We start from the raw sequence: 14,773 nt of genomic DNA on the forward strand, positions 1-14,773 counted from the left end.
CCTGAAGCCGGGCAGCACACGAGCAGAGGACCCAGCAAGGCCGCGTGCTGGGCCGTGCGTCGCCCTCTGAAGATCGTTTACGGGACAGCCCTTAGGGGCCATCCCGTGGCCAATCTGATTCTGGCCTTCCTGGCAATTTACGTGCTCGGGGGTGTGATCATGACGCTGACCGGAGCCACCGTAGTCCGCGCGTGGGTAACGTTCCTTCCCGTCCTCCTTGCTGTCGGTGCCGGGATCGCGGCGGTCAGGTTTCGGCGGCGCGAGCACTGACGGCGAACGCGTCCGCAGCTCCCGGAGACGTAGACGGGGTTCCCGGTCTCGGTACTGATGCTGAGTCGGCCTGGGGCGCGGTTTCGGCATTGCCGCCGACCCGTTTCCCCAGGCCGCTCGCCGCATCGGCGTGCGGCTCTCATCGCACTGGGCGCTCCACGGTCTCTGCTGTCAGACGTGGTTGTGCAGGGGCCAAGGGCTTGGCTTCTGGTCCGCTGGCTGCTGGCCGAATGGCCCGCCGAGCAGGACGAGCACGTGCAGTTCTGGCTCTCCAACCTGCCCGAGACCACGCCATTGCCAGTCCTCGTGCGCACCGCGGAGCTCCGCTGGCTTATCGAGAACGACTACCGGGAGATGAAACAGGCCCTGGGCCTTGCCCACTTCGAAGGCCGGACCTGGCCAGGCTGGCACCACCACGTCGCCCTCGTCTCGGCCGCCCACGCCTTCTGCACCCTTCAGTGACTGAGTCGATCCCCGAAAGAGCGGCGTCGGCCTGAGCCTCTACCGAGTCGTTCGCGAGCTGCAGATACTCCTCGCGACCTGGACCGGCGCCTGCCCCACCTGTCACGCGCCCGCCTGCGCCTGCGCCCGCTGTACGGATCGGCGCTCGTACTCCTGCCCCTGCTACTGCTCCTGGCGTCGCGGCGAGCACCCGGAAGTCAGCCCGCGACGGACTCCTTCTCGTGACTCCGGGCTCGTGACCTTGACGCCCAGCAGCAGGCCGAAGGTGTGGACCACGTCGTGCCGCTTGCGGCCGTTGATCAGCTTCCCGCCGTCGAAGGCGCGGCTGTCGGAGTCCGACGACTGCATCCGCCTTGACTGACTATGAGTCGATCACACCGGCCGTCGGCTCGACGTTGCGGCCCGCCGCTTGGCGGCCCCGGTCGCGCAGCCGGTCGTGGAACTCCCTGACCGGCAGACCCCGGCTCTGTACTGGGCGCCGTGGTGGGTGTACATGTCCGATCCGGCGAGGCCGCCGCGGGTGCGGATCGCCGCCGTCGGCGCGTCGGTGCGCGGCCTGGGTCGGCATGATCGGCCTGGCGATGTCCGCGCCGGCCGTCACGAGCCCCCACCGAGGCTCTGCGACACGGAGGGACCGATGCCGCAATTCGCTCGCCACGCCGGCCCCCCGTCTTCGGATGCACCTAATGAGGAGTACGAGGAATACCCCCGTTTCGGCGGCCTCCCCCTTGTCCTACTGGCAACGCCTGGGGAAGACCGACAGCATCTGCGGAGATCGACCAAACTCCTTGGTACAAGGTCCGGGGTATCTCGCGTCGGGGGCTACTGGAAGTAGAAACTCTGGTAGTTGTTGTACCTGCAGTCCACCGCGTGGAGGCCGTCACCGTAGCTGTCGTCCATGCACCGATTGGTGCTCAGGTTGCGGAACGCTGAGGTGCCGTCGGAGAAGTACGAGATCTCCCACTGCTGGTGGGCGTTGCCGTTGCACCCCACCCCGTGCAGGCCGTCACCATAACTGTCATCTATGCAACGGCCTGTGCTCTGGTTCCGCAGCGCCCAGATGTCGCCGGACTGGTGGTAGAAGTCGAACTTCTGGTGGGCGTTGCCGTTGCACCCCACCCCGTGCAGGCCGTCACCATAACTGTCGTCTATACAACGGTTGGTGTTCTGGTTCATCAAGGCATAGGCGTAGACGTCCGCTCCGGACGCGGAAGAGGTGCTGACGCGGGGCGTGCGATCGGGACTTACAGCGCTGCTCGTGCCCGCTGCGGTGAGCGAGAGAGCAGCTGCAGCAAGAACTGCGCCGCCGATGCGGGCCGCGCGGCTTGTCATGAGGGCTCGGGTACGGATGGCACCCCGGAAACTCTGCCGCTGTGTCTGAGTCACGCGAATACTCCTCTGTCGAGTGCTCTTCTGGTTCGCACCCATCCTGCGATGGCTGGGCGGCGTCGGTCCTTAGCACGGAGCGCAGACATCGTGTGCAATGCGCGCAATCCGCGACCGGGTTCGTCCGGCGTGGCCTCCATCGGGGTGCTGCTCCCACCAGAACCGGCTCCGTGCCGTCTGCTCCAGCCCGTACTCCAGGGTGATGCCGGCCCGTTCAAGACAGGCGATCCGCGCGTCTTGCAACTCGGCCGGCATTCCCTGCCCAGACCCGCGGCTGGGCTTACCGTTCACCCGGTCGGCGGCTTCGGCTTTCGGCTGGGACCGAGCGGCCGCAGGGCCGCCCGGAGGACGTCGCAGCCGCCGGTATCGCGGAGCCCGGTCTCCTCCAACGCTTCGACAGCCTCCCACAGCGGCTGGGCGACATCGTCTTCCGTCCGGACGGAGACGAGCCCGGCGCTCTTCGGCGGTCGGGTGACCCACCTCCACCAGATCAGGAGGCAAAGGGCGGCCAGTCGATGGACAGGCTGCCACTGACGAGCCGGATTCGCGGCGGTCGGCGCGCTGGGATACCTCGAAGTCCGCCCGGTGCCCGCGGGTCAGCGGTGACAGCACTTCCGCGCCGTCGAAGACGAGCACCGGGTCGGTTTTCGGAACCGTGCCGTCGAACCGGGCGCCCAAGCTGCCCCCTGAACGGGGTGATGAGGAGCATGGAAAGGCGGACCCGTCCCGAGAGCAGCACGGTGGCGAGACTCGCGGCGGTGAACCGCCGCGATGCAGCGGAGGACCCAGAGCGGTCCTGACAGCATGTGAGCCTGCACCTGCCGGGAGCGAGGCGGTGGGTTCCGCTCCCGGTCTGCACTGCTTGTGCGGAAAGTGGACTCATCGACCTGCCCTCTCGTCAACAATGCAGGCCGAAGTGCTGTACAGATCAGGAGGTTCGACGATGAGTCACGAGCGTGAGGAAGCCCCGCCCGGGCTGCGCAAAATCCTTCAGGACCAGGTTCACGGGCTGGAGGATGAGGCGGTGTCGACGCTCGCCGACTGGCTCGTCCTTCCGGTGCCCGCCAACATGTGGGGCAGAGACAACATCATGTGGATCAATGATCAGTTGGAGCGGCTGCCGGATCCCAAGGTGTTCGACCTGCTGGAGAAAGCCCTGGAAGGGTCGTACTCCCACGACGATCAGGTCAACAAGATCCTCGATGAAGCCGAGATCGGGCTGAGGATGAGCGACGGCGTCTTCTACGAGAATGACGAGGGGGCCGAGGAGCTCGATGTCCAGGAGGCCGCCATCGGTCCTCTGTCCTTGCTCACCGGGAAGTACGTCGCTGCCCGCGCGAACTGGACCAAGGTACTGGCGGCCCAGAAGGCCGGCGACGAGCGCCAGGCGGTTGCTCTGGCCGTGAACACGTTGGAGGGGGTGGTCAGGCTCGCCTCCGGACGGAAGAGCATCAACGACGGACTGTCCAGCCTGTTCCCGGACGGCGAGCGCACCCCCCTGCGACAGGCGATCAATCAGCTCCACAACTACGGGTCCGCAATGCCCTGGGTCCGCCACGGAGGCGGCGCGAAGGACCTCGAGGTCCACCCCAGCGAGGCCCGCGGCGTGGTGCGCGCCGCCGCTGTGTGGATCGTCATGCTGATCAACCTGGACCGGGAGGGGCTCTTCTAGGTTCCGCGCTGCTGCACCTGGCTGTCGGACGCCAGAGAGCTGCGGGTCTCCTGGAAGACGTCGCCCTGGAGACCCGCAACCCCGCTGATCGGGGAGACGAGGTCCTCCCCGGCTATGTCGTTCCAGGATGTCGACAGCGCCTGAGGAGCCTCATTCCGGGTGGGGCACAACCGCAGGGGGCTTCGAGAGGAGAAGCCCGGGCCGGTTGGTCGTACGGTCAGTTACCGTCCAGCCGTGTTCGCGCAGGAGGTCGGTATAGGCGGCGACGAGAACGTACTCCTCAGCCGTGACGCCTTCGAAGCCTGCGCAGCCCCGGCGGGGACAGGACGGCGGCGATCGCGGTGAGCGGCAGCAGGAGCAGGAAGACCCCGCGCCAGCTCGTGAGCTTCGGTGGCGCTCACATCGCGCAGTGTTGGTGAGTCTCCTGCTGGAACCGGCTCTGCTCGCGCTGCGGCGCCTCGCCGTGGAGGGACAGGTCAGTCCGTCACTTCCAGGCCGTCGAAGGCGGCGCGGAGAGCACGGGCGAAGAAGCGGCGGTCCGCCCGCGCCCGGAAGATGGACGCGGTTCGCCCGCTGCGTTCTTCGGCGCCTCGAAAGGAATGGCCACGTGACCGCGATGCAGGACGTGTACGCCGATCTGGCGGTGGAGGGCACCGAACTCGGTGACCTCGTGTCAGGACTGAGCCCCGAAGAATGGGCGGCGGAGACCCCCGCCGCCTCCTGGACGGTCCGTCACCAGGTGGCTCACCTGGCGTACGTCTCCCGTATGGTCCGGCTCTCGGTGAGCGACACGGAGGCGTTCGAGGCCGAGATCGCGCCGGTCCGGGAGGACTTCCAGTCCGGGATGGACGCCGGGCTCGCCGAGTACGTCGCGGAGCCGGCTCCCCGTCTGCTGCGTCGCTGGGCCGAGGAACGGACTGCCGCCGAGAAGGGGTTGTCCGCACGGGAACGGCGCGACCTGGTGCCGTGGCCGGCCGGGCCGCTGCCGGCCAGTGTGCTCGCCGCGGTGGCGTTGGCGGAGCTGTTCGCGCACGGCCAGGACATCCGCGACGGCCTCGGGCGTCCGCGCGTGCTCACCGACCGGATCGGCCACATCGTCTTCCTCGGGACCCGGACCCGGGACCTGGCCTACCGCGCCCGCGGTCTGCGGGCTCCGGCCGAGCCGTTCCGTTTCGAGCTGACGGCCCCGTCCGGGGAGCTGTGGGCCTTCGGCCCGCCGGAGGCCGGGCAGCGGATCACCGGTCCGGCCCAGGACTTCTGCCTGCTCGTCACCCGTCGCAGACACCGCGACGACCTCGCGCTGACCGCGGTCGGGACGGAGGCCGGCCGGTGGCTGGACATCGCACAGTCCTACACCGGACCGCCCGGCACGGGCCGGGCACCGCAGTGAGCAATATGGCGTATAGATCACCGGCCCGGGGGGCTGCTTTCCTAGCTGACGGGCCGTCTTCGGTCCGCCCGACACGAGGGATCTGGGGTTGCCGTGCGAGAACAACGGACCAGCTGGTGGCTGCTGCCGAAGCGTGCCTGTGCCACCGCCCTGATCGTCACCGGACATCTGATCGCCGCCCTGCCGCACACGATGACCCGCGGCGGTCGGACCCGGCTGGCGCACCGCGCTCCCCGGCTGCTGACCGCGCTGGGGCCGTTCTTCGTCAAGGCGGGGCAACTGCTCAGCACGCGCCGTGACCTGGTCCCCGAACGCTGGTGCGACGCGTTGGGTGAACTGGCCGACGAGGTACGGCAGCCGAGGCGGGCGGCGGTGGCGCGCACCCTCGCCGAGGCCGGAATGTCCGATGCCTTCGCCGAGTTCGACTGGGAGCCGGTGGCCTGCGGCAGTATCGCCAGCGTGCACCGCGCACGGCTGGCCGACGGCAGCGAGGTCGCCGTCAAGGTGCAGCGGTATGGCATCCGCCCGGTGCTGGAGGCCGATCTGCGCCTCGCCCTGCTCGGCGCGCGGGCCGGCCGGCTGCTGCCGAGCATGCGGGACCTGCCCGCCGAGGAGATGATCGGACAGCTCGGCGGCGCCGTCCTGCGCCAGCTCGACTTCAATGCCGAACACGACTCCCTGCTCGCGCTGCGCGGCAACCTCTCCGACCACACCCAGCTGCGGATCCCGGCGCCCGTCGAGGGACTGTGCGGACCGACGGTGCTTACCATGGAGTTCGTCCCGGACATCGGCCGGTTCAGGCCCCACGGCATGTCGATGGCCCGCCGTCAGGAGGTGGTCCGCGACGTGCTCCGGGCGGTCTACCGGATGCTCTTCGTGGACGGCGTGGTGCACTGCGACCTGCATCCGGGCAACCTCTGCCTGGACGGGGAGGGACGGGTGGTGGTGCTCGACGCGGGCTTCGTGGTGCAGCTGCCCGACGCGGTGCGGCGCTCCTTCGCCGGCTTCTTTCTCAACATGGCCCAGGGCAACGGCCCGGAGTGTGCGGACATCGTGCTCGACAGCGCCGCGCGGCTCCCCGCGGACATGGACCGGGAGGGCTTCCGCAGCGCGGTGACGGAGCTGGTGGACGAGGTGGCCGGGGCGCTGTCGAAGGACTTCGACCTCGGGGCGTTCGCGCCGCGGCTGTTCAAGCTCCAGAAGGATTTCGGAGTCTTCGCCGCGGCCGAGTTCGCCTTTCCGCTGCTGTCGCTGCTGGTGCTGGAAGGAATGATCAAGGAGTTCGACTCCGAGGTCGACTTCCAGGCCGAGGCGGTTCCCGTACTCATGGCCTCCTTCGCCAAGGACGTCCAAGTGGACTCCGAGCGCCTTGAGAACGGCCCCTCCGGCGGGTGGGCCGCCTGAGAACCGTGCCGACCCCGCCGCACCCCGTACGGTCTGCGGTCGCCCGCCTCCGCCTTCGTGCGGACCGGGCCGGACGGCACGAGCCGCCGCATGGCGGACATCACCCGACAGCTCCTGCCGGACCGGCTGTGCACGCCTGCGGACCGGCCGCGCCGGCGGGCGAAGCGGCACGTCGAGCAGGGGACGGAAAAGGAGGAACGACATGTTGGTCTGTGTGACAGGAGGCACCGGCTTCCTCGGCTCGCACACCGTCGCCGCCCTCGCGGCCGGTGGAGCACGGATCCGGCTGCTGGTGCGCGACCCGGTACGGCTGGCGCCCGCGCTCGGCCCGCTCGGCATCGAACCGGACACGGTGGAGACCGTCACCGGCGACGTCGCCGACGAGGCAGCGGTGGCCGGCGCGGTCCGCGGCGCCGACACCGTGATCCACCTGGGGTCGGTCTACTCCTTCGACCGCCGGCGCCGTGACGACATCACCCGCACCAACGTGGCGGGCACCGAAGCGGTCCTGAAGGCGGCGGTCCGGGCCGGGGCCGGCACGGTGCTGTACGTCTCGACCGTTGGCGCGCTGATTCCCACCACCGAATCCGAGCTGCGCGCCGAAAGCCCGGTGGGGGACCCGGTCGAGCCCTACCTGGCGAGCAAGGCGGCCTGCGAGACGCTGGCCCGGCGGTACCAGGACGACGGGGCGCCGATCCACATCGTCTACCCCCCGGCCCTGCTGGGCCCGGACGACCCGAGGCTCGGTGACCAGACCGGCCGGCTGCGCGACGCGCTGCGCGGCCTGATGCCGCTGTGGCCCACCGGCGGTTTCCCGCTGGGCGACGTGCGTGACACCGCCGCGGTACTCGGGGGACTGGCCCTCGGCCCGCCGCCGGACAAGCCGGTACGGGTCTTCGGGCCCAACCGGTACGTGACGACTGCCGACTACCTGACGGAGCTCCGCGCGGCGACCGGCCGCAGGCTCACGACGCTACGGCTGCCGGGGCGGGCCATGCTTCCCGCCGCCCGGGTCGCCGATGAGGTCCAGCGGTGGTGGCCGTGGCACATACCCGCCGAGTTCGGCGCCGCCTACACCTGCGTGCACGCGGTGCCGGTGGCCCGGGCCGCTACGGCCGACGTCCCCACGGCGCGGCCCGTCGCGACGACGATGGCCGACACCGCTCGCTGGCTCCACCGGGCCGGCCTGCTGACGCGACGCCAGGCCGGTACCGCGGGCGAGCGGAGCGGGTCATGACGGCGGCCGGGACCGGACACGATCCGGCCGAGCAACACCACGCCTACCGGCGGACCAGGAAGAACATCACCGCCCTGGTCACCCGGACGCCGGAGACGGCCGCCGCCGGTGTGCCCGCCTGCCCGGACTGGACCGTGCGCGATCTGATCGGACACCTGGTCCACATATGCGAGTCGTTCGTCGCCCTGGAGGACAACCAGATAGATCTGCGCCCGTCGGAGGGCGTTGACCTGCCCGTTCTGCTGGACCGGTGGGACGCCCTGGACAGCGAGTTGCGCGAGGCACTGGACCGCACCCCCGAACTGCGGCGGCGCATCCTGTTGCTCGACGTGTTCTCGCACGAGACCGACCTGCGCGTCGGCCTGGGCGAGACGGTCGCGCCGTCCGGCCATCCGGCGTTCCCCGGCGCGCTGGACCTGGCCACCATGGGCTTCGGCCTCGCGGTGCACGGCGGGAACCTGCCGGCGCTGCGGATCGACACTCCGGAGCGGGACTGGGTGGTGGGAGAGGGGGCTGCCGTCGCCACTGTCCACGGCCCGGCCTTCGACGTGTTCCGGTCCCTGACCGGCCGCCGCACCCGGCACCAGATCGAGGACCTGCGCTGGTCCGGGGCCCCGTCGGTGACCTGGATGCCGGCCTTCGTCTGGGGGCCGTTCGCGCCTCCCGCGAACGAGGTGGAGCCGGTCTGCGGGTTCTGACCCGCCGGGCCCCGCGAGGGCCGCGGCGGGACCGTCCGGGGCCGCACCGGCCGGGCCGGTGCCCAGGGCGGGGCCGGCGCACGGGCGGGCCGCACCGCAGGAGAACGCCCGGCCCGTCGCACGACGGGCCGGGCGTTCTCCTGCGCCCCCACGGACTCAGGTGCCGGTGATGGCGGGCAGCTCGAAGGGAGCACCGCCGGCCTTCGGCAGACCCGAGAAGTCCAGCTCCGGCAGCGCCAGCAGGATCGGCAGGTCCAGGGGGGTCAGCGGACGCCCGATCAGGTTGACCCGGGTGTCCTGGCCCCGTCGTACGTTCAGTACCTGGCTCGAAGCCACTAGCAGTGGGCGCCGTGGACCGAGCGGCGAGGGCGGGTCGTCCGTGGCGAGTACGGCCGCCCGGATGTACCAGGCGCCCTCCGGCAGGCGCAGCGAGAACGAACCGGGCCCGTCCAGGATCGCGCAGGCGGTTGGGCGGCCCTGCACGATGGACTCACGGAACGCACCGACGTAGATCCGTACCGGCTGTGCGGTGGGGAGACGAATGGTTCCTTCGAGCTCGCTGGCGGGCCGGCAGCCGTCGAGGAGCTGTTGCGGCCCCGTGGCGGCCCCGCCGCTCGGCGCGAGCAGCCCGGCACGGGCCAGCGCCCGGTAGCGGGCAGGGGAGTGGCTGACACTGCGGGTGAACCGACTGGTGAAGGTGCCGAGACTGTTGTAACCGACCCGGTAGGAGATCTCGGTGACGCTGAGGTTGGTCTCCAACAACAGGCTCTTCGCCTGGTGCAACCGGACCACGGAAAGGAACCGCCCCGGAGAGGTCCCGGTGAAATTTCGGAACACCCGGGAGAAGTAGAACTTGCTGAGAATCGCGGTGTTGGCGATCTCGTCGAGCGAGAGTGGTTCCTCGTATCGGTTCCACATCGTCGCTATCGCGCGCTCAACGGCGACCTGCATGGCAATGCTCCAAGCTTGTCGATGAATCGAATGCGTCCTGACGGAAATGGCCGAGCAACTTCTCAGAACTGACGCTCTGTCGGTGCGATAATGTGTACCGCAAAGATTTGCACGGTGTTTCTCCGAGCGTGCCGATGAAGCGAGTAGGTCCTGACCGGACGGGCAGGGCAGCGCCTGACAACCGCAGGTCGGAGGGAGAGGGAACCCGCTTTCGGGCAGCGACATGAAAGTGCTGGATCCCGCTGCACTGCATCGGGTATCAACACCTGGAGAATTCAGGGCGCACGGACCCTATGTCGGAGCACCACCGCAGGGCGGTGGGCGGAACTACAGCTGCCGACCCGAGGGGAGCCGGGTATTCAGTTGTCGCGGAGCAGTTGTCCGCTGCGCCGCTGGGCCGCCCGCTGGGCGGCCCACGACGTGACCGCGAGGATCTCCCGGTCACCCCCGCCGTTCTGCCGGAAGTCCGCGATGGCCTTGTCGTCCACCCGGTAGGAAGCCAGGGCGGTGAGCAGTGCGAGGTTGCCCGCCGGCCGGTCGGCCGACGGCAGTTCCCGCAGCGGTGCGTCCAGCCAGGCCCGGCCGAGGCCGGGGTCGCCGCCGTCCCAGCGGGCCAGTTCGGCGGCCACCAGGTCCCGGACCGACTCCGGGACCAGTTCCGCCGCTGTCAGCTCGACGGCCGCCGTACTGCGGGCCAGCGCCGCGGCGATCCGCGGATCGGCCGCCGCCCAGCCCAGGTCCTGCGGCAGCGGCGCGTCGGGCAGGAGCGACAGCGACGTACCCGTTCGGGGGCTGGCCCGGACGGAGCTGCGCATCAGGCCGGTCAGCACCCGCAGCACGGGGCCCACCGCCCGGTCCGGGGCGCGCGGCGGCAGCGGTTGCGCGCCCAGGAAGACGTTGACCATCCGGTTGAGGTACTGGAGGCAGAACGCGGTCCCGGCCAGCTCCGGCGTCAGCTCGGGTGCGAAGGGAGGCCTGCCCGCCGAGTCGATCCACGCCGTCAACTGGTCCGGCGCCGTCCCCGCGCCGCCGTTCGGTCCCGCCTTCGCGCCCCGCCGGGACGAAGTGGGCCGGGCGGCCAGGGAGTTGTGCATCGTGGAGTGCATGGTGGTGCAGAAGGGGCACTGGTTGCTCCGGGACACGGCGGCGGCCACCGCTTCCTTCGCGGCCCGCGGTACCAGCCCGTCGACCAGCATCGTCTCGCGCAGTGTCATCCAGGAGGCCGCGAGCAGCGCCGGCACCGGGGCGTGCAGGGCTATGGGCGGAGCCAGCACCCCGAAGTCCCGTTCGAGCTCCCGGTAGACCCTGGCGGTGTCGCCGGTCGCCTCACCGAACGGCACGGTCGCGATGTGCCGGACCTGGAGCAGGGACAGCCTCCTGAGCGGCGACTGGACGAGCAGTCTCGGGTCCTTCATGCGTCCGCTCCGGGATCCGTACCGGGGACGTCGCGCCGCGGTGGCCCCGCGTGGCCTTCATGCATCGGTGGCACTTCCCTCAGCTCCTCGGCGGATGTCTTTCGGTGCGCAAGTCAATCGTCACACCGATGCGGGGTTCCTCCTTCTTCATTCTTGCGGTCTGACGGCACGCCCTGGGGCGTGTTCTGAAAGTCGCCTTCCCGGCGGCGCCCGGCACGCACGCTCGCGGCGTCGCGGAAATGCCCTGGTAGCTCCGCTACGAGGGCATTTCCGCACCTTGCGATCGCAGGCACCAGGCGCCGCCGGGCCCGCCCTTCGGGCGGACGGCGCTACTTTCGGAGGACGTCCTCGGGGACGGGAAAGAACGCCCGGACGAAGCGTTCGAACATCCTGTCCCCGATGGTCCACCGCATCCTCGGCAGCAACCGGGACGGCATCCCGATCCGGTACCTGATCCGCGGGTTGTCGCTGGTCACAGCCTTCTCGATGACCTTCGCCACGGTCTCCGCGCGCACCGCCATCCGGCCGCGGCCGCTCGGCTTCTCCGTCTCCCGGTAGGCGCCGTGCCAGTCGACGAAGTACCGCCAGAAGTCGTCGTACAGACCGCCGCGTTCCTGCCCGGACATCCCGAGGTCGGCGACCGACATCGGTACGAACCCGCCGAGCACCGGCGACGGCTCGACCAGCACCACCTTGATGCCGAACGCGTCCACCTCCAGGCGCAGCGAATCGCTGATGGCCTCCAACGCGTGCTTGGTGGCCTGGTAGTAGCCGCGGCCCGGGGTGGCGAACTGACCGAAGATGGACGACATCATGACCACCCGGCCGCTGCCCTGGGCCCGCATCCCGGGCAGCACGAGCTGGGTGAGCCGGCACAGTCCGAACAGGTTCGTCTCGAACTGGCTGCGCACCTCGTCCATCGGCGTCTCGCCGATGGTGCCGTTGAGGCTGTAGGCGGCGTTGTTGATCAGAGTGCCGACCGAGCCGTGCTCGGCGGTGATCTTGTCGACGACGGCCGCCATCGAATCCTCGTCGTTGACGTCCAGTTGGAGGACCCGGATGCCCTCGGCCTCCAGCTCGGCCAGTGCCTCCGGCCGCCGCGCGGTCGCGTAGACCGGCCAGCCGGCCCGGTGCAGCCGCAGTGCCACGGCCTTTCCGGTGCCGGAGGACATGCCGGTGCTCGACGACGCCCCGGTCAGCAGGATCGCGCGCGAGGGGCTGCTCACCGGGGTTCTGCCAGCCGCTGCTCGGACACCGTGGCGTCCTCCGGCTGCGAGGCGATCCGGCTGCGGGCCACCGAGTCGCCCAGGCCCAGGCCGTCCACCAGACGGTTGATGAAGGCGAACAGCGAAGCGGTGAACACCGCTTCCAGCATCTCTGCGTTGGTCCAGCCCGCGGCCTCGGTCCTGGCCCAGTCCTCGTCGGTGACCCGGAACGCACCCGTGCAGATCTGGGTGACCAGGCGCATGAGCTCCTTGGTGCGCTCGTCGATCGGCAGATCCTCCACCGAGGCGGAGTCGGCGATCGCGTCGGTGAGTTCCTGGTCGCCGCCGAACTGGGCCAGGAACCAGTTGTGGGTGCCCACGCAGTACGGGCAGCCGTTGACCTTGGAGCTCCAGGCGGAGATCATCTCGCGGGTCGCACGCGGCAGCACGCCGTCGTTGAACACGCCGCCGTAGCCGGCGATCACGACCTCCAGCAGGTCGGGCCGGCTGGACACCAGGCGGAACATGTCCGGGACGAAGGGAATGCCCATCCGGGACTTGATCGCCCCGTAGAGCTCCGCGGTCCTGCCCTGGGCCTCATCCTCCCCCACCAGGGGGACGCGGACCGTGCTCAGCACATTCGGTTCGGTCATGGACGATCTCCTTTTCTTCCGATTGTGGGAGCCGCCCCGCGAACTAATTCAGAAAAACGGGAATATATCCGGGTCTGCTGTCTGGCGGGTAATTGCGGCGTTGTTTTCCCTCATGGTGGCAGGAATGGTGACGGCGTCTCGTCTTTCAAATTGCCCTGCGTGCGCCTGCCGGCGGGTCCTGGACCTGGACATACGGACGGCCGTTCCGGCGCGGCAGGCGCCGGAACGGCCGTCGGGGGAGGCCGGGCGGGTTCAGCTCACTCGGCGCGCAGCCAGTCCGCCAGCCGCTCACCGATCATGATCGAGGTGAGGTTGGTGTTGCAGTTGACGATGCTCGGCATCACCGAGGCGTCGGCCACGTACAAGTTCTCCACCCCGTGCACCCGCAGCTGTTCGTCCACCACGGCGCCCGCGTCGTCAGCGGTGCCCATGCGGGCCGTGCCCACCGGGTGGTAGCCGCTGTCCAGGCTCACCTTCACGTACTGTTCGACCATCGCGTCCTTCTCGATGAGCTTGTCGTTCAGCACGATGAAGCCGTCGCCCCGCGACGCGATCCCCGGGTGGTTGGCCAGCTCCCAGCAGGTCCGGACGCCCTGGACCATCTTCTCCAGGTCCCGTTCTGTGGAGAGGAAGTCGAGCTGGATGTCCGGCCCCGCCGCCGGGTCGGCCGACGCCAGCCGCAGCCGGCCAACCGACTCCGGCTGCTGGTCCACCACCATCACGCCGAAGATCATCGAAGCGCCGGCCAGCATCTGAAGCTCGGGGAACAGCTCCAGGTCGAAGTGGTTGACCATGTAGTACTGCATGTCGTTGAAGTCGGTGGACCCCTTGGCCGTGGTCCGCACCATGGACTGCAGGAACGGCACGTTCTCGTCCAGGGCCCCCTCCTTGGGCCGCATGAACACGCCGGTCCGCGGGTGGTCCATCAGGTGGGCGCCGACCCCGGGCCGGTCCAGCCGGACGTCGATCCCGAGCCTGGTCAGGTCGTCGGCCGGGCCGATCCCCGAACGCATCAGCAGCGTCGGGGTGTTGACCGCGCCGGCCGACAGGACGACCTTGTGCGCCCGCAGTTCCTCCGGCCGGCCGGCACCTGACGAGACCAGGACGGCGACCGCGCGGTCGCCCTCGAAGAGCACCTCGTGCACCAGCGTCCCGCTGCGGATGGCCAGGTTCTCCCGTGCCCGTACCTCGCCCGTCAGGTACGCCATCGCCGTCGAGACCCGGAAACGCGGGTCGCGCCGGTTGGACGGGATCGGGCCGATACCGGTCGCCTCGGGGTGGTTGTGGTCGGAGACCTCGGGGAACCCGGCTGCCAGGCTCGCTTCGGTGAAGGCGCGCTGCATGGTGGTCATCTCATCCGGCTGGAACCGCCGGATCGGCACCGGGCCGCCCTTGCCGTGGTAGCGGCCCTCGAAGTTCAGGTCGTCCTCCAGCCGGCGGAAGTACGGCAGCACCTGCTCGTACCCCCACGCCGGGTTGCCGGCCGCCGCCCACTTGTCGTAGTTCTCGGGTACGCCCCGCAGCGCGATGGTGGCACCGACCGCGGACGAGCCGCCAGTGATCTTTCCTCGGGGGAAGAGGATGCGCCGGCCGTCCATGATCTCCGCGCGGTAGTGCCAGTCGTGCTTGCTCATCGACATGGCGTTGCCGTTGGTGATGTCGTGCGGGATGCCGGCCGGATCGGGAAAGTCCGGGCCCGCTTCGATGAGGAGCACCGAACGGGCCGGGTCCTCGCTCAGCCGGGCTGCGAGCGCCGCACCCGCGGAGCCCGACCCGACGATGATCGCGTCATACGTGTGCGTCATGGATTTAAACCTCGCCAGACTGTGATTCGACAGGGTCCGATCTCACCCGAGTTTTACAGGCTGCCCGCATTCGGTCTTCTCCGAGAATGCTCAATGACCGGAGCCGTGGATATTCCCCGCACTGAAGGCGAGTGCTCCCTTCGAACCGTGGCAACGTCAGAGAAGCAGCCCTTGCCGGGGTGGTAGATCCTCAAGTGCCAGGTACTGCGACAGTAATTTCGGAAT

The 14,773-nt window shown here is 69.5% G+C and carries 13 protein-coding genes and 1 pseudogene; 7 read left to right on the forward strand and 7 right to left on the reverse strand.

Translation table 11 applies throughout. The annotated features are described in order from the left end of the window. On the forward strand, positions 1 to 270 hold a 270-nt coding region (locus ACIP89_RS23435), incomplete at its 5' end, for a hypothetical protein (RefSeq protein ID WP_402116517.1). Between the two features lie 219 nt (positions 271 to 489). Continuing rightward, positions 490 to 732 (forward strand): annotated as a pseudogene (locus ACIP89_RS23440) (IS701 family transposase); the annotation flags it as partial. A gap of 162 nt (positions 733 to 894) precedes the next feature. On the opposite strand, the gene ACIP89_RS23445 reads toward ACIP89_RS23440, so the two are convergent. Then, positions 895 to 1,080, reverse strand: coding sequence for a hypothetical protein (locus tag ACIP89_RS23445; protein WP_402116519.1), 186 nt, complete (start codon positions 1,078 to 1,080; stop codon positions 895 to 897). A gap of 474 nt (positions 1,081 to 1,554) precedes the next feature. Continuing rightward, a complete protein-coding gene (locus ACIP89_RS23450) occupies positions 1,555 to 1,908 on the reverse strand; it encodes an RICIN domain-containing protein (RefSeq protein ID WP_401924735.1) in 354 nt (117 codons plus the stop codon). A gap of 1,153 nt (positions 1,909 to 3,061) precedes the next feature. Here ACIP89_RS23450 and ACIP89_RS23455 point away from each other — a divergent pair. The 5 genes from ACIP89_RS23455 (at position 3,062) to ACIP89_RS23475 (ending at position 8,519) form a co-directional block, all read left to right on the forward strand. After that, positions 3,062 to 3,790, forward strand: a complete 729-nt coding sequence (locus ACIP89_RS23455; RefSeq protein ID WP_401924733.1) for a hypothetical protein — start codon at positions 3,062 to 3,064, stop codon at positions 3,788 to 3,790. Positions 3,791 to 4,406: 616 nt separating this feature from the next. Then, positions 4,407 to 5,180: a TIGR03084 family metal-binding protein gene (locus tag ACIP89_RS23460; protein ID WP_402116824.1), complete on the forward strand. Its 774-nt coding sequence runs from the start codon at positions 4,407 to 4,409 to the stop codon at positions 5,178 to 5,180. A 93-nt stretch (positions 5,181 to 5,273) separates the two neighbouring features. Further along, positions 5,274 to 6,584, forward strand: a complete 1,311-nt coding sequence (locus ACIP89_RS23465) for an ABC1 kinase family protein (protein ID WP_402116521.1) — start codon at positions 5,274 to 5,276, stop codon at positions 6,582 to 6,584. A gap of 202 nt (positions 6,585 to 6,786) precedes the next feature. Then, entirely contained in the window at positions 6,787 to 7,821 is a 1,035-nt protein-coding gene (locus ACIP89_RS23470) for an NAD-dependent epimerase/dehydratase family protein (RefSeq protein WP_402116523.1), read from the forward strand. Continuing rightward, the gene (locus ACIP89_RS23475) at positions 7,818 to 8,519 is read left to right on the forward strand and encodes a maleylpyruvate isomerase family mycothiol-dependent enzyme (protein WP_402116525.1); all 702 of its coding nucleotides are present in this window, start codon (positions 7,818 to 7,820) and stop codon (positions 8,517 to 8,519) included. The genes ACIP89_RS23470 and ACIP89_RS23475 overlap by 4 nt, the downstream gene beginning before the upstream one ends. Before the next feature lie 156 nt (positions 8,520 to 8,675). Here the strand turns inward: ACIP89_RS23475 and ACIP89_RS23480 are convergent, their stop codons facing one another. The 5 genes from ACIP89_RS23480 to ACIP89_RS23500 all read right to left on the reverse strand — a co-directional run bounded on the left by ACIP89_RS23480 (position 8,676) and on the right by ACIP89_RS23500 (position 14,548). Continuing rightward, positions 8,676 to 9,470, reverse strand: coding sequence for a helix-turn-helix transcriptional regulator (locus ACIP89_RS23480; RefSeq protein WP_401924723.1), 795 nt, complete (start codon positions 9,468 to 9,470; stop codon positions 8,676 to 8,678). Between the two features lie 359 nt (positions 9,471 to 9,829). After that, positions 9,830 to 10,885 (reverse strand): carboxymuconolactone decarboxylase family protein, encoded by a 1,056-nt coding sequence (locus ACIP89_RS23485; protein WP_402116527.1) that lies wholly within the window; start codon positions 10,883 to 10,885, stop codon positions 9,830 to 9,832. Between the two features lie 329 nt (positions 10,886 to 11,214). Then, the gene (locus ACIP89_RS23490; protein WP_402116528.1) at positions 11,215 to 12,111 is read right to left on the reverse strand and encodes an SDR family NAD(P)-dependent oxidoreductase; all 897 of its coding nucleotides are present in this window, start codon (positions 12,109 to 12,111) and stop codon (positions 11,215 to 11,217) included. Then, on the reverse strand, positions 12,108 to 12,743 hold the full coding sequence (locus tag ACIP89_RS23495; RefSeq protein WP_402116530.1) for a carboxymuconolactone decarboxylase family protein: 636 nt from the start codon (positions 12,741 to 12,743) through the stop codon (positions 12,108 to 12,110). The genes ACIP89_RS23490 and ACIP89_RS23495 overlap by 4 nt, the downstream gene beginning before the upstream one ends. 257 nt (positions 12,744 to 13,000) lie before the next feature. Beyond that, positions 13,001 to 14,548, reverse strand: coding sequence for a GMC family oxidoreductase (locus tag ACIP89_RS23500; RefSeq protein WP_401924715.1), 1,548 nt, complete (start codon positions 14,546 to 14,548; stop codon positions 13,001 to 13,003). Positions 14,549 to 14,773 lie beyond the last annotated feature (225 nt).

This window comes from Streptomyces sp. NPDC088730 (assembly GCF_044751215.1).
Classification (GTDB): domain Bacteria; phylum Actinomycetota; class Actinomycetes; order Streptomycetales; family Streptomycetaceae; genus Streptomyces.